The 24,966-nt window shown below is 32.1% G+C and carries 20 protein-coding genes and 1 pseudogene; 8 read left to right on the top strand and 13 right to left on the bottom strand.

The window, feature by feature from the left end; genetic code table 11:
- Positions 1 to 142 precede the first annotated feature (142 nt).
- The 6 genes from KO494_RS15745 to KO494_RS15720 all read right to left on the bottom strand — a co-directional run bounded on the left by KO494_RS15745 (position 143) and on the right by KO494_RS15720 (position 5,422).
- Positions 143 to 889 carry a pseudouridine synthase gene (locus tag KO494_RS15745; RefSeq protein ID WP_215968581.1) on the bottom strand — a complete coding sequence of 249 codons (747 nt, stop codon included), beginning with the start codon at positions 887 to 889 and terminating at the stop codon, positions 143 to 145.
- A 73-nt stretch (positions 890 to 962) separates the two neighbouring features.
- Positions 963 to 1,787 (bottom strand): alpha/beta hydrolase, encoded by an 825-nt coding sequence (locus KO494_RS15740; protein ID WP_215968580.1) that lies wholly within the window; start codon positions 1,785 to 1,787, stop codon positions 963 to 965.
- A 1-nt stretch (position 1,788) separates the two neighbouring features.
- Positions 1,789 to 2,154 carry a cupin domain-containing protein gene (locus KO494_RS15735; RefSeq protein ID WP_215968579.1) on the bottom strand — a complete coding sequence of 122 codons (366 nt, stop codon included), beginning with the start codon at positions 2,152 to 2,154 and terminating at the stop codon, positions 1,789 to 1,791.
- A 40-nt stretch (positions 2,155 to 2,194) separates the two neighbouring features.
- Positions 2,195 to 3,166, bottom strand: coding sequence for a YitT family protein (locus tag KO494_RS15730; protein ID WP_215968578.1), 972 nt, complete (start codon positions 3,164 to 3,166; stop codon positions 2,195 to 2,197).
- A 61-nt stretch (positions 3,167 to 3,227) separates the two neighbouring features.
- Positions 3,228 to 3,779, bottom strand: a complete 552-nt coding sequence (locus KO494_RS15725) for a hypothetical protein (RefSeq protein ID WP_215968577.1) — start codon at positions 3,777 to 3,779, stop codon at positions 3,228 to 3,230.
- 119 nt (positions 3,780 to 3,898) lie between these two features.
- Positions 3,899 to 5,422, bottom strand: coding sequence for a helicase HerA-like domain-containing protein (locus KO494_RS15720; RefSeq protein WP_215968576.1), 1,524 nt, complete (start codon positions 5,420 to 5,422; stop codon positions 3,899 to 3,901).
- Positions 5,423 to 5,603: 181 nt separating this feature from the next.
- On the opposite strand from KO494_RS15720, the gene KO494_RS15715 reads away from it, so the two are divergent.
- The gene (locus tag KO494_RS15715; RefSeq protein ID WP_215968607.1) at positions 5,604 to 6,236 is read left to right on the top strand and encodes a 7-carboxy-7-deazaguanine synthase QueE; all 633 of its coding nucleotides are present in this window, start codon (positions 5,604 to 5,606) and stop codon (positions 6,234 to 6,236) included.
- Positions 6,237 to 6,285: 49 nt separating this feature from the next.
- On the opposite strand, the gene KO494_RS15710 is transcribed toward KO494_RS15715, so the two are convergent.
- Positions 6,286 to 6,831: a DUF2911 domain-containing protein gene (locus tag KO494_RS15710; RefSeq protein WP_215968575.1), complete on the bottom strand. Its 546-nt coding sequence runs from the start codon at positions 6,829 to 6,831 to the stop codon at positions 6,286 to 6,288.
- Between the two features lie 262 nt (positions 6,832 to 7,093).
- Here KO494_RS15710 and asnB point away from each other — a divergent pair, with 262 nt between their 5' ends.
- The 6 genes from asnB (at position 7,094) to secDF (ending at position 17,375) form a co-directional block, all read left to right on the top strand.
- The gene (gene asnB / locus KO494_RS15705) at positions 7,094 to 8,767 is read left to right on the top strand and encodes an asparagine synthase B (RefSeq protein WP_215968574.1); all 1,674 of its coding nucleotides are present in this window, start codon (positions 7,094 to 7,096) and stop codon (positions 8,765 to 8,767) included.
- 383 nt (positions 8,768 to 9,150) lie between these two features.
- Complete coding sequence (gyrB, locus tag KO494_RS15700; RefSeq protein WP_215968573.1) at positions 9,151 to 11,100, top strand: DNA topoisomerase (ATP-hydrolyzing) subunit B; 1,950 nt, start codon at positions 9,151 to 9,153, stop codon at positions 11,098 to 11,100.
- Positions 11,101 to 11,415: 315 nt separating this feature from the next.
- Positions 11,416 to 12,384 carry a hypothetical protein gene (locus tag KO494_RS15695; protein WP_215968572.1) on the top strand — a complete coding sequence of 323 codons (969 nt, stop codon included), beginning with the start codon at positions 11,416 to 11,418 and terminating at the stop codon, positions 12,382 to 12,384.
- A 123-nt stretch (positions 12,385 to 12,507) separates the two neighbouring features.
- Positions 12,508 to 13,434, top strand: a complete 927-nt coding sequence (locus KO494_RS15690) for a malate dehydrogenase (RefSeq protein WP_215968571.1) — start codon at positions 12,508 to 12,510, stop codon at positions 13,432 to 13,434.
- A 185-nt stretch (positions 13,435 to 13,619) separates the two neighbouring features.
- Positions 13,620 to 14,240: a hypothetical protein gene (locus KO494_RS15685; protein ID WP_215968570.1), complete on the top strand. Its 621-nt coding sequence runs from the start codon at positions 13,620 to 13,622 to the stop codon at positions 14,238 to 14,240.
- A 165-nt stretch (positions 14,241 to 14,405) separates the two neighbouring features.
- Positions 14,406 to 17,375: a protein translocase subunit SecDF gene (gene secDF / locus KO494_RS15680; RefSeq protein ID WP_215968569.1), complete on the top strand. Its 2,970-nt coding sequence runs from the start codon at positions 14,406 to 14,408 to the stop codon at positions 17,373 to 17,375.
- Positions 17,376 to 17,658: 283 nt separating this feature from the next.
- Here the strand turns inward: secDF and KO494_RS15675 are convergent, their stop codons facing one another.
- The 6 genes from KO494_RS15675 to folE form a co-directional block, all read right to left on the bottom strand.
- Entirely contained in the window at positions 17,659 to 19,242 is a 1,584-nt protein-coding gene (locus KO494_RS15675) for a hypothetical protein (protein ID WP_215968568.1), read from the bottom strand.
- A 191-nt stretch (positions 19,243 to 19,433) separates the two neighbouring features.
- The gene (locus KO494_RS15670) at positions 19,434 to 19,928 is read right to left on the bottom strand and encodes a DUF192 domain-containing protein (protein ID WP_215968567.1); all 495 of its coding nucleotides are present in this window, start codon (positions 19,926 to 19,928) and stop codon (positions 19,434 to 19,436) included.
- Positions 19,929 to 19,934: 6 nt separating this feature from the next.
- A complete protein-coding gene (lgt, locus tag KO494_RS15665; RefSeq protein ID WP_215968566.1) occupies positions 19,935 to 20,861 on the bottom strand; it encodes a prolipoprotein diacylglyceryl transferase in 927 nt (308 codons plus the stop codon).
- Positions 20,862 to 21,004: 143 nt separating this feature from the next.
- Complete coding sequence (yidD, locus tag KO494_RS15660; protein WP_215968565.1) at positions 21,005 to 21,253, bottom strand: membrane protein insertion efficiency factor YidD; 249 nt, start codon at positions 21,251 to 21,253, stop codon at positions 21,005 to 21,007.
- A gap of 91 nt (positions 21,254 to 21,344) precedes the next feature.
- Positions 21,345 to 22,838 carry a cysteine--tRNA ligase gene (gene cysS, locus KO494_RS15655; RefSeq protein ID WP_215968564.1) on the bottom strand — a complete coding sequence of 498 codons (1,494 nt, stop codon included), beginning with the start codon at positions 22,836 to 22,838 and terminating at the stop codon, positions 21,345 to 21,347.
- Between the two features lie 25 nt (positions 22,839 to 22,863).
- Entirely contained in the window at positions 22,864 to 23,541 is a 678-nt protein-coding gene (gene folE / locus KO494_RS15650; RefSeq protein ID WP_215968563.1) for a GTP cyclohydrolase I FolE, read from the bottom strand.
- A 200-nt stretch (positions 23,542 to 23,741) separates the two neighbouring features.
- On the opposite strand from folE, the pseudogene KO494_RS15645 reads away from it, so the two are divergent.
- Positions 23,742 to 24,966: pseudogene (locus KO494_RS15645) on the top strand (hypothetical protein); the annotation flags it as partial.

Here is a 24,966-nt window from a genome sequence, read left to right as displayed (position 1 = left end):
CATATGTAAACATTCGTAGTGTTTTTATACGTAATGCAACTAAAACGGAATGTTTCATGATTGACTTTTGTTTTAAAGTTAATCATGTTTTGTTGTGTTAATCTCTTGTTTAAGAATAGATTAACATCTTTTTTTAAGGTTGCTACTTTTTGTTTTCTAGAAATGTTTTAGTTGAAGACTCTAAAAGAGCATTTAATTCTTTTAATTCTTCAGGTGTAAATTCTCGGTATTTACCAACAGGAACATCTAATTTTATATTCATGATTCTTACACGTTTTAGCGTGTTTACTTCGTAATTTAAATATTCACACATTCTTCGAATTTGTCTGTTTAAACCTTGGGTTAAAATTATTTTAAATTTATAGGTTCCTAATTTTTCAACAACACAAGGACTGGTAGTTTTTCCTAATTCTTCTAAAGGAATTCCGCCAGACATTCTTTCTAAAAAGGTTTGCGAAATAGGTTTGTCTACTGTAACAATATATTCCTTTTCGTGATTGTTGCTAGCGCGAAGTATTTTGTTTACTATATCTCCATCATCTGTAAGAAAGATTAATCCTTCACTAGGTTTGTCTAATCTTCCAATAGGGAATATGCGTTTTGGGTATTTTATATAATCTATAATATTATCTTTTTCTACTCTGGTATCTGTGGTGCAAACAATGCCTACAGGTTTGTTAAAAGCTAAATAGGTAAAAGACTCTTTGGTGTTTATAACCGGTTTTCCGTCTACATGTACTTCATCTGTTGGTGCTATTTTGGTTCCCATTTCTGGTACAACGCCATTAATAGTTACTCTTCCAGCGTCTATAAGTCTGTCTGCTTCTCTGCGTGAGCAATAACCAACTTCGCTTAAATATTTGTTTATACGTTTAAGATTCTCTTTCATTTGGCAAAGATACTATAAGTTTATTCGCTAATTAGGTGTAACAGGATATGCTCTTGTTTTATTCTGCTATTTTTTAATAAGTGATATACTTATTAATGTGTTCTGTAATGGTTTCATTGTTTAAAGAGTGACCAAAACCTTGTGTGGTTATAAGTTGTGCGTTAACGTAATTTTTATCAAAGTGTATGGCGTCTTGATACGGAATAATTCTGTCGCGTTCATCATGAATAATAAGTGCTGATGTTTTAATTTCTTTAGAAAAATCTGCTGCAGAAAAGTATTCTGGTGCATGGCCATATTTTTCTAATACAATATCACTTATTTTATTGTGTACTGTTTTATTGTAACCCATCATGTCTACATAGCGATTAAAAACACCTGTAAAGTTAGCTGGAGCGCCTAATAAAATAAGTTTTTCTAAGGCTGGGTTTTGGTATTTGTGCTGGTAAAATACAGTTGCCATACCACCAACAGAATGACCAATAATAATATCTGGATTAAACTTTTTAGAGACAACATGAATAAATTCTGAATATAGAATAGCATTAAAGCGTTTACCGCTTGAGCGACCATGAGCAGGAGCATCAAGAGCAACTATGTTGTAATTTTGTTCTTGTAAGTTTTTAATTAAAGGTTTCCATCTTGCAGCATTGCTTTCCCAACCATGAACTAGTAGAATGGTTTTGTTTTTTCCAAGCCATCTATAGGTCATGATGTTTAAATCTTCATATTCTAATTCTTCTTTAAAAGCAGTGTCTAAAAAATCATAATCTTTTTCTTTTACTTTTCCTTTTAAAGGTTTAGAAAATAAAGAAAGCGCTAAGTTTCCAGCTGTCTTAGGTGAAATAAAACTTACGGTATTTATAAATAAGCCAACGGTTTTTGGTATAAAATTCATTTTAATCTTCTCTGTTTACTAAGTCCATAGAAAATGCAGGTAGGCAAATAGCAATGTATTCACAGGCAATTGTAAATGGATTGGAGTACTGAACTCGTGTATTTTTACTAATTTTAATAGATTCTCCGGCTTGCAAAATTACAACTTCGTCTTCAATAATAAATTGTTTTTTGCCTTTAATTATATATGTGTACTCGTCAAATTCAGGTGTTTGAAAAGGCTCACTCCATCCAGCAGGAGCAACCATGCGAGCTATACTTATTTGTGCGTTGTTATCACTAGCTAGGCCAAAGTGTTCTTCTATTACTTTTCCGTCTGTAGTTGGTACTACAAATGGTGTTTTTTGTATGGTGTATTTCTTTTTCATAAAAATAAGGAAAAAATAATTATAGGTATTTTGGTAGTATTTACTTTAAAGGTTTTCGTTTAATCATTCCTCCTTTTAAATCTTTAACAATACCTATAACTACAAATGCGTTTTTGTCTATTTTATCAATTTCTGTGTAAAGTTTTGCTAACTCTAATCTTGTCATTACTGTATAAATAATGTCTTTGTCGTAACTTTTTCCGTTAGAACCAAAACCACCTTTTCCTGCATATATTGTGCAAGCTCTAAGTAGTTTTTCTGTAACCATAATTCTAATTTCGTCATGTTTTTCAGAAATTATGGTAATACCAACATATTCTTCAACACCATCTACTACAAAATCTACTGTTTTGGCAGCAGATAAATAAGTTAGTATAGCGTAAAGCGCAGTTTCTACAGATAAAACATAAGCACCAAAAGAGAAAATAATAATATTTATAAGCAATAAAACGTCACCTACAGTAATTGATATTTTTCTGCTTAAGTAAATTGCTAAAACTTCGGTGCCATCTATTACGCTTCCTCCACGCATTGCTAAACCAATACCTAAACCTAAAAAGAAACCACCAAATACAGCAATTAATAGTTTGTCTTCTGTTATTATTGGGTAGTTTACAAAGTGAACTACAATGGCTAAAAATGCAATGGCAATAACGCTTTTAATGGCAAATTTTACTCCTATTGTTCTTGTGCCTAATATAAGAAAAGGAATATTTACTAGAAGTAATAAAACACCCAGAGATAAAGAGGTAATGTTTTGAAGCAGTAAAGAAATACCTGTTGCTCCACCATCGATAAATTGGTTTGGTAACAAAAAACCTTTTAGTCCAAATCCTGCTGAAAATACACCAATAATTATAAACAGATACTCTTTTATAGCATGTGAAAACTCTACTTTTATATTGTTAATTATTGGCGTAATTTGTTTTTCGGTATATGGTATAGGTGCTTGTTTAGCTTTAAGCCTTTGCTTTGCTAGATCTGTTAATAGTTTACCGAATAATGGATTCATTTGTTCTTTTTGTTACAAGGTGTTTTGGTTAGCAATGTTTAGTGTTTTCTGTTGCTGCAAATTACCAACCTATCATGAAATGTTTAATTTTTGCGGTATCTGGAATATGAATAGCTTCTATTTTTTTACTCATATCAATACGTAATTCTGCAGGTAATTCCATTTTGTCAATGGTGAAAAAAGCGTTTATTTCGTCTACAAAAACTACTACATTGCGCAGGGTATTTTGTATGCTTGAAATGGTGTAATTGTTTTTTATATCTGCAAAAGTACTTGTTGTGTTTAATCCTTTTTCTGTTTTATATCTTTGGTCTATAACTTTAACCGTGTTTATGGTTGCTGTAGAGTCTAAATCTTGGTTTGGCGAAAGTGTTAATAATTGTTTTCCTGTTTTGTCATAAATTTCAATGTCACTGATGCGTCCTGTAAATCCGTCTCCACTAATCCTTTTTACAACAGAATCATTAGCAAAAACAGTTTCTAGGTCTTTTACTTTTGTAGAGTCTGTTAAAAGTCCAATATTGTTTTTAGAAATTAAAAATGGGTTTACTTCTTTTTTGCATGAAATAAAAAAGATAGCAACTAGGCAAAGGGTGAAAATTGTGTTTTTCATAGGTGTTTCCTGAGAAAGCAGGAAGCTTTTTTTTTGATTTCGTGTAAACGAAAATATTGATGATTGTTTTTTTTTTTTTTGAATATATATAATACGCTTAATTTTTCGACTGAAGCTTTTTACTTCATTACTTTTTTTAAAATTCCGAAAACAGAACGTATAAATGTAGCACTTGTAAGCACTTTTACAATAGGATTCATTCTGGTGCTACTAGAACTTTTTCGCGTAGATTTTTTGCGCTCCTTTTCTTTTGCCTCTCTCTCGTCTTCTTTAATTTTTAGTTCTTCGGCTTTTTTAATTTTTTTATTTAGCATCTCATAAGCAGACTCTCTATCTATGGTTTCGTTATATTTTATAACTAATTTTGAGTCGTCTAAAAGCGTGTTTAGTTCTGTTTCTGTAAGCACATCCATTCTGCTCATAGGAGCACGCATCATGGTTGCTGCAAGAGGTGTTGGTCTTCCTTTTTCATCTAATGCAGAAACTAGAGCTTCTCCTGTACCTAAAGAGGTTAGTATCTCTGCGGTATCATAATAATCTGTGTCAGGATAGTTTTGTGCAGTAAGTTTGATTGCTTTTCTGTCTTTTGCTGTAAATGCACGTAAGGCGTGTTGTACTTTTAAGCCTAACTGGCTAAGCACTCCTTCTGGTACATCTGTAGGGTTTTGAGTTACAAAATATAAACCAACACCTTTACTACGTATTAGTTTAACAATACTTTCAATTTGGTTTAACAAAGCTTTAGATGCCTCGTTAAAAATTAAATGTGCTTCGTCTATAAACATAACAAGTTCTGGTTTTCCAGAATCGCCTTGTTCAGGTAGTGTCTCGTATATTTCAGCGAGTAAACTAAGCATGAAGGTAGAGAATAATTTAGGTTTATCTTGAATGTCTGTTAAACGAATAATGTTAATGTAGCCACGACCATCTCTTGTGGTTCTTAGTAGGTCTTCTATATCAAAACTTTTTTCTCCAAAAAATAATTCTCCTCCTTGTTGTTCAATTTCTATTACTTTACGTAAAATGGCACCTGTAGATGCTGTAGAGATTCTACCATAAGCTTCTTGAAATTCTTGTTTTCCTTCTTGGGTAGCGTATTGTAATATTTTTTTAAAGTCTTTAAGGTCTAGTAAGGGTAACTTATTGTCGTCACAATATTTAAAAATTACAGCTACAACTCCTGATTGAGTTTCTGATAGGTCTAAAATTCTAGAAAGTAAAACAGGTCCAAATTCACTAACTGTAGCTCGTAAACGAACGCCTTCTTGTTCAGAAAGCGACATTATTTCTACAGGAAATCCTTTTGCTTCAAATGGCAAACCTATTTTTTCATGACGTTCATCTATTTTTTCATGTCCAGGACTAGGTTGTGCCAAACCACTTAAATCTCCTTTAATATCCATTAGTAATACAGGAATGCCTTTGTCACTTAAGTTTTCAGATAAAACTTGTAGTGTTTTAGTTTTTCCAGTACCTGTAGCACCTGCAATTAAGCCATGTCTGTTCATGGTTTTTAATGGTACTTTTACAAAGGCATCTTTAATGGTTTCTCCATCTAATATTGCAGAGCCTAAGGTTATAAAGTCTCCTTTTGTTTTGTTTCCTTCTGTTATATGTTTAAAAAAATCGTCCTGTTTACTCATAATGTGCTTAAAATTTGTATAAAAATAGTAATCTTTAGTGTAAAAACATTTAAAAAAACTAGCAACTTTTGAACGGAAACTAACAAAGGAGTTCCTGTATTAAAGGCTTGTGTTTTTATCTTAAAAAATTAAATGATATGCTTTTTAACTTTACATGCTTAAATCACTATCTTTGCGCTCTATGACAAGAAGTGAGAGACAAGAGTTATTGGATAAAGGCTTGCTATTACCATTAATGGAGGAGTTTTATACCATTCAAGGAGAAGGTTTTCATAAAGGTACAGCAGCATATTTTGTAAGAATTGGTGGCTGTGATGTTGGTTGCCATTGGTGTGATGTAAAAGAAAGCTGGTTGCCAGAATTGCATCCTGCAACAGAAACAATTAAAATTGCAGAAAATGCAGCTAAATACAGTAAAACCATTGTAGTTACAGGAGGAGAACCTTTAATGTGGGATATGGACCCATTAACCAATGCGTTAAAAGAAAAAGGACTGCAAGTGCATATTGAAACTTCTGGTGCTTATAAGTTGTCTGGTGTTTGGGATTGGATTTGTCTTTCGCCAAAAAAGAATAAGCTACCTACAGATGAGGTGTATGCACAGGCACATGAGCTAAAATGTATTATTTATAATAAAGACGATTTTAGGTTTGCCGAAGAACAAGCAGCTAAAGTAAATAAAGATTGTATTTTATACTTACAACCAGAGTGGAGTAAGAAAGATAAAATGGTTCCTGAAATTGTAGATTTTGTTATGGCTAATCCACAATGGAAGGTATCTTTACAAACACATAAATATTTAAATATTCCATAAAAAAAAAGCGTCTTGAATTTCAAGGCGCTTTTTTTATGGATTAAAGTGTTTATTTGGTAAACGGAACAGCAATTCTAGCTTTATCCCATCCTAGGTGCATATCTACACCGTTTTCAGATTCGGTAAATGCAATAGAAAAAGACTCTAAAGATTCTTTTCCTTCGGTTACAGGAACGCTAATTCTTACAACATCATTGTCTTGGTTGTAAAAGTAGCTTCCCCAAACATTAAGGTCTTTACTAATTATTGCAGTCCATTCTTTTTCTCCAGGAATTACATAAAAAGTGTAAGTTCCAGCAGCAACTTTAGTTTCTCCAAGCATCATATCTGTGTAAAGTGTTAATTCTGTAGCTTCATTTGCTCCAGTACGCCAAACCTTACCACTAGGAGCTAATTTTTCTAAGCTTCTATCTTTAAGTTGTGGTCTGCTATATACTACTTTTATTAGTTTGTTAGCGTCTTTGTAGTCTGTAGGAAAAGCAGCAGCATCCATTGGGCTTTTGTCTAAGCCTTTAAATTCTTGAGCACTAATGTTTAAAGTGAAAAGCATGAAGAGTGCCATGCTAATTGTTGAAAGTAATGTTGGTGTTTTCATAATGTGTTTTTTTAGTTTATTGAATTGTTAAAGATATACCTTATTGGTTTTTAATCATGTTAAAAGTCGTAACCATAAGTACAAGTTTACATTTTTATAAAAAATAATAGTAAAAATGTCAGTTGTAATTACATTTTGTTTGTTAATTTTATTAAAATGTTTATAATTGTAAGCATTTATATGTTTTGTGTTTTTAATATGAAACAACATTTGCATATTTGCTTCATCAATAAAACAATAAAGAATAAAAATATATAATATTATGTGTGGAATCGTTTGTGCTTTCGATCTTAAACAAAAGAGTGAAGATTTAAGACCTCAGGTTTTAGAAATGTCTAAAACCATTCGTCATCGTGGACCAGATTGGTCAGGAATTTATAGTGATGATAAAGCAATTTTGGCGCATGAGCGTTTAGCAATTGTAGATCCAGCTTCAGGAAAACAGCCCTTATTTAGTCCAGATAAAAAACTAGTACTAGCAGCAAATGGAGAGATATATAACCATAGAGCACTGCGTAAACAATTTGAAGGAAAGTATGATTTTCAAACACAAAGTGATTGCGAGGTTATTTTAGCTTTATACCAGGAAAAAGGTGTTGATTTTGTAGATGACATGAACGGAATTTTTGGTTTTGCAATTTATGATACCGAAAAAGACGAATACTTTATTGCTCGTGACCATATGGGAATTATTCCTTTATATATAGGTTGGGATCAAAACGGAACCTTTTATGTAGCCTCTGAGTTAAAAGCGTTAGAAGGAATCTGTACTAAAATTGAATTATTTCCTCCAGGACATTATATGTCTAGTAAAGATGGTGAGTTTGTAAAATGGTACAACAGAGACTGGAGTGCATATGACGCAGTAAAAGAAAACGAAACAAGTATTACAGAAGTTAAGGAAGCATTAGAAGCAGCAGTGCATAGACAATTAATGAGTGATGTGCCTTATGGAGTTTTACTTTCTGGAGGATTAGATTCTTCGGTAACTTCTGCTATTGCTAAAAAATATGCGCAAAAACGTATTGAAAGTGATGATACTTCTGATGCTTGGTACCCACAGTTACATAGTTTTTCTGTAGGATTAGAAGGTTCACCAGATTTAGCTGCAGCACAAAAAGTAGCAGATCATATTGGTACAGTACATCACGAAATTAAATTTACAATTCAAGAAGGTTTAGATGCTATTAAAGATGTTATTTATAACATTGAAACCTATGATATAACAACCATTCGTTCTAGTACACCAATGTATTTAATGGCAAGAGTTATTAAATCAATGGGAATTAAAATGGTGCTATCAGGAGAAGGAGCAGATGAAATTTTTGGAGGTTATTTATATTTTCACAAGGCACCAAATGCACAAGAATTTCATGAAGAAACGGTACGTAAATTAGATAAATTACATATGTACGATTGCTTAAGAGCAAATAAAAGTTTAGCGGCTTGGGGAATTGAAGGTCGTGTACCGTTTTTAGATAAAGAATTTATGGATGTTGCTATGCGCATTAACCCTCAAGATAAAATGATTAATGGGGAGCGTATGGAAAAATGGGTGATTCGTAAAGCATTTGAAGATATGTTGCCAGAAAGCGTAGCATGGAGACAAAAAGAACAATTTAGTGATGGTGTTGGTTATAGTTGGATTGATACATTGAAAGAAATTGTTGAAAAAGAAGTAACTGATGAGCAAATGGAAAACGCAAAATTCCGTTTCCCAATTCAAACACCACAAAACAAAGAAGAATTTTATTATCGTTCTATTTTTGAATCGCATTTCCCTAGTGATGCAGCAGCTTTAAGCGTGCCTCAAGAAGCAAGTGTGGCTTGTAGTACAGCAACTGCTTTAGAGTGGGATGAAGCCTTTAAAAACATGAATGAGCCTTCAGGGCGTGCTATAGCAAACGTGCATGATAAATCTTATGCAACATCTTAAATTTCGCGCATGTTTTATTGAATTCTATATAAATTAAGTGTTTCAAAACCTCGCTTCTGCGAGGTTTTGTGTTTTTATATTTTTCTCTGCTTAAATAAAAATGCAGAAATCGGTTTTAAGGTGGTTTTTAGCTTGTTTAAGGCGTTTTTTAATAATTAACAAATGTTAATAATTTTTGCGCTCTGTGCTTAAATTAGCTTGAAAAACGTTTTTAATTTCGTATCTTTGGTTGTATTCAAAAGGATGCTGTAAAGCGTCTTTTTTTATGTAAAAAAGCGCTTGATTTTAAAACATAGTTTCAAAAAAATAAAGCTAGCTTATTGGTTTCCGTTTAAAAACGGAATTTTTTAAAACAAAGATTCGAACTAAAATTTATTCAAATAATGAGCGAAAAAAAAGAAGAGTTTAATAAACATAATTACTCGGCCGATAGTATTCAGGCGCTAGAAGGTATGGAGCACGTACGTATGCGTCCTTCTATGTATATTGGTGATGTTGGTGTGCGTGGTTTACACCATTTAGTTTATGAAGTTGTAGATAACTCGATTGATGAGGCGTTAGCTGGTCATTGTGATAATATTACAGTAACCATTAACGAAGACAACTCGATTACCACAGAAGATGATGGTCGTGGTATTCCTGTAGATATTCATAAAAAAGAAGGTATTTCTGCATTAGAGGTTGTAATGACCAAAATTGGAGCAGGTGGTAAGTTTGATAAAGATTCATATAAAGTTTCTGGTGGACTTCACGGAGTTGGTGTAAGTTGTGTTAATGCACTTTCAGAACATTTAACAGCAACCGTTTATAGAAATGGTAAAATTTGGGAACAAGAGTATGAAAGAGGGAAATCTTTATATCCTGTAAAAGCAATTGGTGATACAGATAAAAGAGGTACTATTGTTACTTTTAAACCAGATGCTACAATATTTAAACAAACACTAGAGTATAATTACGATACCTTAGCAAGTAGAATGCGTGAATTGGCCTATTTAAATAAAGGTATTACCATTCATTTAGTAGATAAAAGAAGCACTAAAGAAGACGGTTCTTTTGAAGGAGAAACGTTCCATTCTGAAGAAGGTCTTAAAGAATTTATCCAGTTTTTAGATGCTACAAGAGAACCTTTAATGAAAGATGTAATTTCTTTTGAAGGTGAAAAAAATGGAGTGCCTGTAGAGGTTGCAATGGTATATAACACATCATATGCAGAAAACTTACACTCTTACGTAAATAATATTAATACACATGAAGGTGGTACGCACCTTTCTGGTTTTCGTCGTGGTTTAACACATACCCTTAAAAAGTATGCAGATGAATCTGGAATGTTAGACAAATTAAAGTTTGATATTGCAGGAGATGATTTTCGTGAAGGGCTAACAGCAATTGTATCTGTAAAAGTACAAGAGCCACAGTTTGAAGGACAAACTAAAACAAAATTAGGTAACCGAGAAGTTTCTGCATCTGTAAGTCAAGCTGTATCAGAAATGTTATCTGATTATTTAGAAGAGCATCCAGATGATGCTAAAATCATTGTGCAAAAAGTTATACTTGCAGCACAAGCACGTCACGCAGCACAAAAAGCGCGTGAAATGGTGCAACGTAAAACAGTAATGAGTATTGGTGGTTTGCCAGGAAAATTATCAGACTGTTCTGAACAAGACCCAGCAAAATGCGAAGTATACCTGGTCGAGGGAGATTCGGCAGGTGGTACTGCAAAACAAGGTCGTGATAGAGCTTTTCAAGCTATTTTACCATTACGTGGTAAGATCTTGAATGTAGAAAAAGCGATGACGCATAAGGTGTTTGAAAATGAAGAGATTAAGAATATTTTTACAGCTTTAGGTGTTACTATTGGTACAGAAGAAGATAGTAAAGCATTAAACCTTTCAAAATTAAGATACCATAAAATAGTAATCATGTGTGATGCCGATATTGATGGTTCTCACATTGAAACACTAATTTTAACTTTCTTTTTCCGTTACATGAAAGAATTAATTGAAAACGGACATATTTATATTGCAACACCTCCTTTATATTTAATAAAAAAGGGAGCGAAAAAACAGTATGCATGGAATGATGATGAACGTAAAGCTATCATGCAAGAGTTTGGAGAATCTTCAAAAATACAACGTTATAAAGGTCTTGGAGAGATGAATGCAGAACAACTTTGGGATACAACAATGAATCCTGAATTTAGAACATTACGTCAAATTCATATAGAAAACGGAATTGAAGCAGATCGTGTGTTCTCTATGTTAATGGGAGACGAAGTACCACCACGTAGAGACTTTATAGAGAAAAACGCAATCTATGCTAATATTGATGCATAGTTAGTTTTTACTTAAGTAATTTATAAAAGCCTGTAAAGTATCCTTATTTTACAGGCTTTTTGCTTACTAATGACGATGTTGTACCCTAAAAAATATTTCAAGAAGCAAAAAAGATTATGATACATAATCAGCCTCAATATGCAGATAATATTTAAGATTGCTATTCCTGGCAAGCTTATAAAAGCTAGTTTGGTTTGTGTTAAAACAAAGCATTTGTAGTATTGTTTTTGTTTTGTTTATTTTTTTTAAAAATACGCAGTATTAAGATTAAAATATTGTTAGTTTAGCAAACTAATTTTAAAATAAGATATAGAAATGAAAAAAGGATTGTTATTATTAAGTTGTATTTTTCTTTTATTACAAGGCTGTTCCAGTGAATCTGAAAACGATGACTCTAGTGCTTGTGGTACTGTAAACTTAATAAGTGTTACGCAAAATGGAAATACTTTAAATTTTAATTACCAATCCCAGAATGCTTTTAATTATTATGAGATAGGATACGATCAAACAGCTAGTGTAGCTAATCAAGGAAATAATTTGTTTTTCAATTACAGTTTTACAACTACAAATGCTTCAAATGCAAGTATTGATGATGAAAATTTATCCTTTTTTGCAGAAAACAATCAAACATTAAGTTTTTATATAAGAGCACAATGTACAAATGGCGATTTAACAGATTGGCAAGGGCCTATTGTTTTAAATGTAGACGAATTTTGTGAAAAGCCATACGATTTTGATGTGCAAAACGGAACCGCTTTTTGGGAAACTTATAACAACCAAACAAATGCTTCTTACTTTCAAGTACAATATGGAAGCCAAGGATTTCAAATAGGAAATGGAGAAGTAATAACAACAAATGATGAAAGTACATCTGATGCTGCATTAGCTTCAGGAAATACCTATGATTTTTATGTGAGATCATTTTGCACAAATAATTTAGGGTTTAGTAACTGGGAAGGCCCAGTAACATACTATGCAGAATATGACCAAAACCTATGTAACCCTCCATCAAACGTAACCACAGAAGTAGAGCGCAATGCTTCTGGGCAAGCTATTGGTGCCGTTTTTCGTTGGGATTATAATGGTGAATCAAACTTTGAACATGTTGTAGTATTAAATAATAGCACTCCAGACTCTGGAACTATTTATACTTCAGATACTGGTGGATGGCCATTGTATAACTTGTCTCAAAATACAGACTTTGATTTTTATATTAGAGCTGTATGTACAGATGGTACTAGAACAGAATGGGTTGGACCAAAAGATATAAATATAGGCTATTAATAAAAAAATAGACTAACCATATTAAAAGCGCAAGTAAAACACTTGCGCTTTTTCTGTTTTAAAACATTAATTATTATTAATTTTACAGTTATTAAAATTCAACACAAATTTAAAATATAAAAAATGAAAGTAACAGTAGTAGGAGCAGGAGCAGTAGGTGCAAGTTGTGCAGAATATATTGCGATTAAAGATTTTGCTAGCGAAGTTGTAATCTTAGACATTAAAGAAGGTTTTGCAGAAGGTAAAGCTATGGATTTAATGCAAACCGCATCATTAAACAATTTTGATACAAAAATTACAGGAAGTACAAACGATTATTCTAAAACCGCAGGATCTGATGTTTGTGTAATTACTTCTGGTATTCCTAGAAAACCAGGTATGACTCGTGAAGAGTTAATTGGTATTAACGCAGGAATTGTAAAAATGGTGTCTTCTAGTTTAATTGAGCACTCGCCAAATACCATCATTATTGTTGTATCTAACCCAATGGATACCATGACATACTTAGTACACAAAACTACTGGGTTACCAAAAAATAGAATTATTGGAATGGGTGGAGCTTTAGATTCTGCTCGTTTTAAATACAGATTAGCAGAAGCTTTAGGAGCACCTATTAGCGATGTAGACGGAATGGTAATTGGTGGACATAGCGATAAAGGTATGGTGCCATTAATTGGTAAAGCAGCAAGAAATAGTGTAAAAGTTTCTGAGTTTTTATCAGAAGAGCGTATGGATCAAGTAGTACAAGATACTAAAGTTGGTGGTGCTACACTTACAGGCTTATTAGGTACATCTGCATGGTATGCTCCAGGAGCAGCAGTATCAGGAATGGTTCAAGCTATTGCTTGTGATACTAAAAAGATTTTCCCTTGTTCTGCATTATTAGATGGTGAATTTGGTTTAAGCGATTTATCTATTGGTGTTCCTTGTGTTTTAGGAGCTAACGGAATTGAAAAAATTGTAGAGATTAGCTTAACAGATGCTGAAAAAGAAAAATTAGCAGAATCTGCAGAAGGTGTAAAAGCAACTAACGGATTGTTAGAACTGTAAACAATAAAAAGCGAACCTTAAGGTTTTTATTAACCAAATAGGTGGTCATTAATATTTATATAAAGACTGTAGAAATACAGTCTTTATTTTTTATATTTGGCAAATCATAAATAAAAACATAATACCTTTAACTGCAGGTATTATACAAGTTAAATAAGACAGTTAAGAATAGTGTATATTTGCGCATGAAAAAGTGGTACATCTGTACTTTAATTATTGCTTTTGCTTTACTAGGTTATATTAGTAAAGAGCAAACTGCTATGCCAAATCAGAAAATTGTACTACAGTTTTCTAACACAGCCATTTCTTCTATTGAAATTGAAAACACCGTTGCAATTGTAAAAAAACAATTAGTAGACTTTGGTGTAGATAATATTCATGTTTCTAAAATTGAAAACGGACAACTAAAAATCACTTATTATAGTGATGCAGATGTTGTTAGTGTTAAAAATAAGCTCTCTAAAGCAGGAGGTTTAGCTATAGACTATACTTCTAAAAACAATAAGGAATATCCTAAAATACCTGTGTCTAAAGACGCATATAATCTAGATGTTTATAAAATTCAAGATGCTAAGCATACTAATTCTGGGTTTGATGGTAAAGTAGCTTTAGAACCTAAGATAGAAAGTGATCGTTACTTTAACCCTAATGTATATTTTTTCGCTTGTTTAATTCAAGATGCAGAGGTAACAGCGTATGCGCAAGTAGCCTATAAAGTACATGCAAATATTGCAATAGCAATAGATAATACTTCATACAAAATACCCGAAGTTAGAGCAGGACCATACAAGAATAAAACTTCATAAAACTGTAGTTCTTTTAGTAGCAAATACATAATGCATAGTAAAAGAACCCAAAATCTTATTTAAATATAAAAAAATGTCAAAAAACAATGCGTAAATGATATATTTGCGCTCCTGTTTCGAGCACTCGAAACAGGTGTAATAAATTGACCATAAAAAAATATAAAAATGCAAAACAAAGGATTAGTAAAATTATTTGCACTACTGTTTGGTTTGGTGAGTATTTACCAATTATCATTCACGTTAAAAAACAGTAGTATTGAAAGCGATGCAGAAGCTTTTGCAAATGGAGATACTGTAAAAGAAAACAAGTACTTAGATTCTATATCTAACCAAGAAGTTTATAATATTGGAATAGCAAAATATACCTATAACGAGGTAAAAGAAAATGCTATGAACTTAGGACTTGACCTTAAAGGTGGAGTTAACGTTATATTACAAGTTTCTGTAAAAGACATATTAAAAGGATTGGCTAATAATACAACAGATCCTACTTTTAATAAAGCATTAGATGATGCTACAGAACTTCAAAAAAATAGTCAGAATACGTATTTAGAAGATTTTTATAACTCTTTTGAAGCTATAAAAGGAGATACTAAATTAGCTTCACCAGATATTTTCTACACAAGAGCTTTAGATGGAGAAATTGACGGAAACATGACAGATGCTGAGGTTAAACCAGTTATTTCAAGAAAAATTGATGAGTCTATTGTTTCTGCTTTTGAAGTACTACGTAAACGTATTGATGAGTTTGGTGTAACTTCACCTAACATTCAACGTTTAGGAAATTCTGGTCGTATTCTAGTAGAGTTACCAGGAGTTAAAGATGCAGAGCGTGCTACAAAATTATTACAAAGTACAGCACAATTAGAGTTTTGGGATGTATATAACAAAAACCTTTTTGGAAGCTTTTTAACACAAGCAAATGAAACAATAAAAAGTATTGAAAAGTCTAGCCAAGTAAATACAGAAGAAGTAAAAGAAGCAACATCTGAAGAAGATAAAATAGCAGACCTTTTAGGTGATGATCCAGATTCTACTGCTGTAGCAGCAAACCCGCTTTTAGATAAATTAATTGCTTCTCCAGATCCAGCAGCAATTGCTTTAGTTAATATTAATGACAAAGAAACTATTAGTGACTATTTAAACTTACCACAAGTAAGAAACTTACTTCCTGCAGAACAACGTTATGTAAAATTTGCATTTGGTAAGCAAAAAGGAGATAGCGAGTTAGTAGATTTATACGCTTTAATTGGTAATAGAGAAAACGTACCAGAATTAGGTGGTGGTGTTGTTGTAGATGCAAGACAAGATTATGATCCGTTAGGAAAACCTCTTGTAAGCATGCAAATGAATAGTAAAGGAGCTAAAATCTGGGAAGAAATGACTGGAAGAGCTTTTACACAAAGAAGTCAAATTGCTATTGTTTTAGATAATGTAGTATACTCTGCACCAGGAGTAACAACAGGAGCAATTGCAGGTGGTAATTCACAAATCTCTGGAAACTTCACACTTAATGAAGCAACAGATTTAGCAAACGTTTTAAGAGCAGGTAAATTACCAGCAAGAGCAGAAATTATTCAAAGTGATGTGGTTGGGCCTTCTTTAGGGCAAGAAGCTATTGATAGTGGTAAAATGTCATTTCTTATAGCGCTTTCTTTAGTACTTATCTGGATGGTTGTTTACTATGGTAAAGCAGGTTTATTTGCAGATATAGCAATGGCTTTAAATATTCTTTTAATATTTGGTGTACTTTCAGGTTTAGGAGCTGTATTAACACTTCCTGGTATTGCAGGTATTGTATTAACTATTGGTATGTCTGTTGATGCAAACGTACTTATCTTTGAGCGTATTAGAGAAGAGCTTGCAAAAGGTAAAGACCAAGCAACTTCTATTAAAGATGGTTTTTCTAATGCACTTTCATCTATTTTAGATGCCAACGTAACTACAGGTTTAACGGCTTTAATTTTATTTGTATTTGGTACAGGACCAATTAAAGGTTTTGCAACAACCTTAATTATTGGTATTGCAACTTCATTATTTACAGCAATCTTTATTACTAGATTATTGGTAGACTGGTATGCTAATAAAGGCGGAAAATTAGAATTTGCAACAGGATTAACTAAAAACCTATTTAGAAACATAAATATTGACTTCTTGAAAAAACGTAAGATTGCTTACATCATTTCTGGAGTATTTATAGTTTTAAGTTTAGGTTCTTTATTTACAAATGGATTAGATCAAGGTGTAGATTTTGTTGGTGGTAGAACATACCAAGTTCGTTTTGAAGAACCAGTATCTGCATCAGAAATTGCAGGAGTTCTTTCTGCCGAAGATGTATTTGGTAGTGCAGATGCTAAATTAATAGGAGATAGTAATGATGTAAAAATTACTACTAAATTTAAAATTAATGAAGCTTCTTCAGAAGTAGATGAAGAAATAAGATTAAAATTATTTAATGCATTACAACCACATTTATCTAATATTAGTTATGATGAGTTTATCAATCTTAACGATGACAATAAACAAATTGGTGTAATGGAGTCTTATAAAGTAAGTCCTTCAATTGCAGATGATATTAAAAAAGCATCCTTCTGGGCAATCTTAGGATCTTTAATAGTAGTATTCTTATATATCTTATTCCGTTTTAAAAGATGGCAATTCTCACTTGGTGCTGTAGTAGCAGTATTTCATGATGTATTAATTGTATTAGGTGTATTTTCACTTACTTACAAATTCATGCCATTTACAATGGAAATTGACCAAGCATTTATTGCTGCCATATTAACCGTTATTGGTTACTCATTAAATGATACGGTTGTTGTGTTTGATAGAATTAGAGAATTCTTTAATGAGCATACTTCTTGGGATTTTGATAAAACAATTAACGCATCATTAAGCAGTACATTAAGCAGAACTTTAAATACCTCTTTAACTACATTAGTAGTATTATTAGCAATCTTTATTTTTGGTGGAGATTCTATTAGAGGCTTTATGTTTGCATTAATAGTAGGTGTTGTAGTTGGTACCTATTCATCACTATTTATTGCAACTCCAGTAATGTATGATTCTGTAAAAAGAGGAAATGCTATGGATGCTTTAAAAGTGAAAGAAAAAGAAGAAGAATTAGAAGCTTAAACAACTAATATATTTCTATAAAAAAAAACCTTTCTGTGTTAAACGGAAAGGTTTTTTTATTTACTATAGTTTCATAATTTGGGCGTTACCCTACTGCGTTTTAACTCCGTAGCGTCAGGCTTTCCGCTATATCTTTTGTTGTTTGCGTATAGTAATGAAAGTCTTATGCTTTTAATGGCATACGTATATTGTATAACCTCCTTGCTATCCAAAACAAAAGGATGCCGCATCAATCCTTAACGCGAGGCCTATTTGGTTGCTTTAGTATTAGCACTTAAATAATTTATTGCTGGTTAAGTTTAATTCTAAATTTATATCCAAACTGTAACGAAGGATAATCAAAATCATGGTTTCTAGTATTGCTTGTGTATGAAAATCTTAAATAAATAGTATTATTTTTGTTTTCAACAGGATAATAAAAAATTTCTACTTCAGGAATAATATACCAACTAAAAGGGTCTAAATCTAACTCTTGATCTTGAACCGGTAATTCATATAAAAACTTGTTTCCTAAGCTTATTCCAAAATTATCAAATTCATTCATTTTCCCTTTTATTTCTATAAATGAATTGAATAAATGCACTGTATTGGTTATATCTGTGGTACTTGTAATTTCTTTTAATCGAGTCCAACTATATTCAGAACCAACATTCAGAAACTCTAAATCATAGCGATCACCAAACTCCCTTTTTATTATATTTAATTTTAAGCCAACACTTAAAAAAGATTGCCTATGAAAATTTGTTAATGCTCTAGATTGTACACTATCTAATATAACAAAGTCATTGTCTTTAGTAAATTTAGAATATTTAAGTGACGGTTCAACAAAAGCAAAATTAGATTGTGTGTTGAGGTTAAAATGAGCTTTTATTTCGGCTTGCGCTACACCATTTGCTTCTTCTCCATTAAGGCCAATGACATCTGTAAATAAGCGTCCTTCTAAATAGGAGTTAAGATGCACGTCTTTGTATACAGGAATTTTTTTTCCTACAGAATCCTTTTTAAATTTTTTCTTAATTATAGTGTCCTTCGGAAAAAACTTTTTTCCCATCATATAATCATAAGCTAACAACTCAGATAGTTTTAGGTAGTGTGTTGGCTCTTTTTTTGGGTATAATAATTCTAGATAGCGTTTATTGTTAAAGCCTCCTTTTAAACCTTGTGATGCATCATTAATTTTAAAAATATCAATACTTCTGTTTTCTTTTCCAAAAACTACTTTTATGCTATCCATTGTGCCAAAAACACGAATGTCTTTTATAGAGCCTCTTCGTATTTTTATTTCTAAAGAATCTGGTTTAAATTTTCTTTCAGATTCAGGTATAAATTTATCATTTGCTACTTTTTTAGTAGTATCCTTTTCCTTTTTAAGTATATTTTCTTCTTCCTTTATACTTACTATAATTTCATCATTATAGCTTTTTAAATACCTAAAATAACCAACAATCCTCGATTTTTTTTCTTCACTATCAATAGAATCCATAATAGCTTTTACTTGCTCTTTATAAGACTTTTCTTTTTTATTTAAAATAATAGTCCATTGGCTTTTTACTATTGTAACACCATCTGCATCCTTTTCATTAACCGTAATTTCAATAGGTGTATCTTTTGTTAATGCTAACGAATCTTTAATGGTGAATTTGTCTTCACCACTAATGGTATATTCTTTACCTAAAGCATATTGCGTGTTTTTGGCAATAACGGTATACTTTTTTAAAGTGTCTATTTTTAATATTTCAATGCTGTACTTTTTGGGTTCTTCTCTTTCTAAAACTAATTTTTCACCAGTAGAGGGATCAGAAAGTTTTATTTGAGAATAAGTGAGGTTACATAATGCAATACATATAACAAGGAGTATGTTTTTCATAACATTTAAAATGGATTAGCAGCTTAAATGTAATGAAAATAAACTAATTATCTTTAAATCAATTAGTTGTAAGTTGTGTTGCTTTTTTAAAATGAATTAGAGCTAATATAATTGTAAGTAGTTTTTTTGTAAAAAAAAGAGATGCTAATAGTGTGGTTCTGTAGTAGTTTTTAAAAAATATACTACTAATATTATTCTTTATTTATTTCGGTATATTCTATTCTGTCACCAACTTCTAAAAGCCATTTTTGCGCTAATCCAGCATTAATTTCTAAAACGTATTGAGCAGGAACTCTAGAAGGTAAAGAGGTTTCATCAAAAGGTTTCGCGTTTTCTTGAAAACTAACAATGTGTTTATTATTGTCTAAATAAATTAAATCTAAAGGTATTCTAGTGTTTTTCATATAAAAAAAACGCTCACGCATGGTAGGAAAAACAAATAGCATGCCTTGCTTTTCTTGCATCGTATTTCTATACATTAAACCTGTCTGTATATCGTAATCTGTATCTGCAATTTCAATGTTTAAGGTGGTGACAATAGAGTCTGTTGCTGCTTTATATATAGTAAGGTCTCCTTCTTTTTTAAAAGAAATTTCAATAGGTTTTATGTCTTTTTTTTTGTCTTTACAAGCGCTTAAAAACAGAAAAGAACATAAAATAGTATAAAATAATATTCTTAATCTCATAGTCATTTATTTTACTGCTGTTTTAGGTTTGTAAACAAACATAAAGTATAAACCAATTAAAATAAATGGTATGCTTAGCCATTGTCCTGTGTTTAAAGCCCAAGTAGCACGTTCATCTACTTGTGCTTCTTTTACAAACTCTACAAAGAAACGAACAGTCCAAAGCATCACTAAAAACAAACCAAATAAGAAGCCTGTTTGGTTGCCTTTATTGGTTTTAGAATAAAAAAACCATAGAATTAAAAAAACAAAAATGTAACTAAAAGATTCATACAGTTGTGCTGGATGTCTAAAAGGTACTGCATCTAATAAATTTTGAAACTGCGCATTGTTAGCAATAGCATTATATGCTTCTTTAGGTGTTTTCATTCCTGTTAATTTAACCGCTTCATATTGGTTGTATTCTTCTTGAATAAAACGCACACCAAAAGGAGAATCTGTGATTTTTCCTATAATTTCTGAATTGATAAAATTTCCTAAGCGAATAAAAATAGCGCCACTAGCCACAGGAATGACTACGCGATCTAAAATCCACATTAAAGATTTGTACTTGTATTTTCTTCGGTATAAATACATACCAATAATAATCCCAATTGCAGCACCATGACTTGCTAATCCTTGAAAACCGGTAAATTCAAACTTTGGTACAAATCGAAAAGGTAAAAAGATGCTAAAAAAGTCTTGTGAAATAAGTTCCGACTGGTAAAAAATAACATGTCCTAAACGCGCACCAAGCATGGTGGCGATTATGGTGTATAAAAAAAGAGGATCTAAATAATCTGGATTAATATTTTCTTTTTTAAAAATACGCTTCATAATTTGCAGTCCTAAAAGGAAGGCAATAATCCACATAACACTATAGAAATGTAATTTAAAATTACCAATGATGTCAATACCTGTTATCGGATTCCAATCGAAAGTTAAAAAATGCATAGAGTTTGTTTTGTGATGGTAAATATAGGCAATTGCCAATGGATTAAAAAGAAACAAAAGCTAATGAAGTGTTATTTTTTTAGAAGCTTATTTAGTTAGAATTTGGAATAAAAATTTTCTAATATTATTAAGTAAATATGCTGTCAGTCTTTTTGGTTTTCTTCTTTATCAGGAACAGGGTCGTAGCCAGAACCTCCAAAGGGATGGCAGCTAAAAATTCTTTTTAAAGCTAATTTTCCGCCTTTTAATAAACCATGTTTTTGCAGCGCTTCTATGGTGTAATGTGAGCATGTTGGTTGATACCTACAGGTAGAAGGTGTTAATGGTGAAATTACCGTTTGGTATACCTTAATAAGGAATAGAAAAGGAGTTATTAGTAGTTTTTTTAACATGTGTTGTCATTCCTGCAAAAGCAAAAATCTTATTTAATTAAACGTAAATTTTTTAAAATAGATTCCTGCTTTTGCAGGAATGACAAAGTAACTAGTTGGTAGAAAAAGTAGTACCTTCTTTACCATCTTTAAGGTTAATTCCAGCTGCAGCTAATTCGTCTCTAATTTTATCAGACAAAGCAAAGTCTTTATTTGCTCTAGCTTCTTGACGTAATTTAATTAAAAGAGCTACAGCACTAGAAAGTTTATCTGTTCCTGTGTTTGTTTCTGTATTGTTTTGTAAACCTAAAATATCAAAAACAAAAGCATGTATTAACTTGGTGAATGCTTCTAAGTCTTCTTTAGAAATGGTTTCGTTTCCAGACTTTATTTTGTTAATGATTGTTACTCCTTCAAATAACCAAGAAATTAATATTGGAGTATTGAAGTCGTCATTCATTGCTTCGTAAAACTTGGTCTCTAAAACAGCTAAAGTATCTTTGGTGTTTTTAGATGTTTCCTTAGTTGTAGGTAAGGTTTTTAAAGAATTTACGGCTTCCATTAACCTATTAAATCCTTTCTCACTAGCTTGTAAACCAGCATCTGTTAAATCTAAAACACTTCTGTAAGAAGCTTGCATCATGAAAAATCGAACCACACTTGGGCTGTATGCTTTAGACATAATGTCGTTTTTACCAGAAAGAAGTTCGGCAGGATTGATATAGTTTCCTGTAGATTTACTCATTCTAGCACCATTAAGTTCTAGCATGTTGGCATGCATCCAGTATTTTACGGGGTCTTTTCCTTTTGCAGCTTTGTTTTGTGCAATTTCACATTCGTGATGCGGAAACTTTAAGTCCATTCCGCCTCCATGAATATCAAAATATTCTCCAAGATATTTCGTGCTCATTGCGGTACATTCTAAATGCCAGCCAGGAAAACCATCACTCCAAGGTGAAGGCCAACGCATAATGTGAGTTGGTTCGGCTTTTTTCCAAAGCGCAAAATCTTGCGGATTTCTCTTGTCGCTCTGTCCGTCTAATTCACGAGTGTTGTGAATTAAATCTTCTAGCTTACGTTTGCTTAAAATACCATAATCGTTTGTTTGATTGTACTTGTGTACATCAAAATAAACAGAACCATTAACTTCATAACCAAAACCATTGTCTATAATGGTTTGAATAAGTTCAATTTGCTCAATAATATGACCGGTTGCAGTAGGCTCAATACTAGGAGGAAGAAGGTTAAAGGTGTTAAGTACATTATGAAAATCTACAGTATAACGCTGTACAATTTCCATTGGTTCAATGGCTTCTAATCTTGCTTTTTTAGTAATTTTATCTTCACCAACATCTGCATCATTTTCTAAATGCCCAGCGTCTGTAATATTTCTTACATAGCGTACTTTATATCCCAAATGCAACAGGTAACGAAAAATCATGTCAAAAGACATAAAGGTTCTAACGTTTCCTAAGTGTACATTGCTGTAAACCGTTGGTCCACAAACATACATACCAACATAACCATCTGTAATGGGTTCAAAATGTTCCTTTTTACCAGTAAGTGAATTGTATATTTCTATGTTTTGCTTTTGTAAGGTTTGCATAAAGTAGGCTTGTTTACTTTAACTACTAAAAAGTAGTCTCTAATTTAATATAATCTAAAAATTCTCTACGTGTTTCTTTTTCTTTGAATTTACCTCCAAATTCACTAGTTACAGTACTAGAATCTACATCTCTAATACCTCTAGAATTTACACATAAATGCTTGGCATCAATTACACAAGCAACGTCTTCCGTATTTAATACTTCTTGTAACTCTTTTACAATCTGTATCGTTAGTCGTTCTTGAACTTGTGGTCTGTTTGAAAAATAATCTACAATTCTATTCATTTTAGATAAACCAACAACCGTTCCGTTAGAGATATACGCAACATGTGCTCTACCAACAATAGGTAATAAATGATGCTCACAAGTAGAGTAAACAGTGATGTTTTTTTCTACAAGCATTTCTCCGTATTTGTATTTGTTATCAAAAGTAGAAGCACTAGGCTTGTTTTTAGGGTCTAAACCACTAAAAATTTCTTTAACAAACATTTTAGCGACTCTGTTAGGAGTGCCTCTAAGACTATCATCTTTTAAGTCAAGGCCTAATGTTTCCATAATATGTTTAACATCGGCTTTAATAATATCTATTTTTTCCTCATTTGAAAGTGCAAATGCATCTTCACGCATTGGTGTGTTTGTAGATGTGCCAACATGGTCGTCACCTAATGCATTAATTTCGTCTAAATTGCTTTCTAGTTTCATTAAAAATAATAATAATTATAATTAGCAAAGATAAGTAATTCCCATTTGTTATGGTTTGAATTAAAGTATAATTAATTTAAGAATGATTTCGTTTTTTTGTTTAATTTTTGGTGTTTTTTGACATTAAATATTTAATATTGAGTAATTTGTATGATAAATAAGGTTTTTTCTTATCGCTTAAAAATATATAGTTCTTTTTTATGAAGAAATTTTTACTTCTTGTTTGTATGCTCTTTGTTCAGTTTATGATAGCTCAAGGACCTGGTTGTTCTAATGTTGATGCTGGACCTGCGCAAATAAATGTAGATTGTAATACTGGTTGCACTGATTTAACAGCAACATTTCTTGAAACAGGTGAAACAGATTCTTATGCGGTTTCATCCATACCGTTTTCTCCTCCATCTTCTTTTTCTGGGTTAACAAATCAATTGTTCTTGTTTTCTGATGATGTTTGGTCAGATATTATACCATTAGGTTTTGAGTTTTGTTTTTATGGTAATCAATATAATAATATATTAGTCGGAGTTAATGGTGTCTTGAGTTTTGAAACAACGTTAGCAAATTCAGGAAATGAATACATTTTTGCAGATACATTACCAAATAATTCTAATTCAGCTTTAGGCGAAGCTAATATTTTTGGAGCTGGTCATGATATGGATCCTTCTGCAAGTGGAGGTATTCATGAAATTGCTTGGGAAATACAAGGAGCTGCTCCATGCAGAAGGTTTGTTGCATCCTATTATAATGTCCCTCAATTTGGGTGTACTACAGAATTGTCAACTCAAATGATCGTTTTATACGAAGGAACAAATACTATTGAGGTATATATTGAAGAAAAACCAACCTGTTTTTGGCTAAATGGTAATGCTGTTGTTGGTATACAAAATAATGCAGGGACAGAGGCATTTTTTCCTCCAACAAGAAACACCAGTAATTGGGTTGGCACTAATGAAGCTTGGCGTTTTACGCCTAATGGAACACCAAATTATACCGTAACTTGGTTGGATGGAACTAATAGTCCAATAGGTAATACACCAACTATTAATGTTTGTCCAGCAACAGATGAAACGTATACAGTTCAAGTGGAGTATACCAATTGTGATGGTACAATGTTTACAGATAGTGATTCTATTGATGTTACTATAAGTACAGCGTCTAGCGTAACATTAACAAGTAATACATCTACCTGTTCAGGCGGAAACGCAGTATTTACCATTACAGGAACAGCAGGAGACATCGTAGATTATACGGGAATTTCAGGAACACCAGCAAGTCCAGTCACCTTGGATGCTTCCGGAATGGCAACCATAACAGTAGCAGGAGTAACCACAGACCAAACCATTAATTTAACCAATGTAACCAACCCAACAACAAGCTGTTCAGGAACATTAACCAACACAGAAACCGTAACGATAAGTGCAACAC

It is taken from the genome of Lacinutrix sp. C3R15 (genome assembly GCF_018860825.1).
Lineage (GTDB): Bacteria > Bacteroidota > Bacteroidia > Flavobacteriales > Flavobacteriaceae > Oceanihabitans.
The sequence above is the reverse complement of the archived record's forward strand: the minus strand, read 5'-3'. Positions and strand labels throughout refer to the sequence as shown.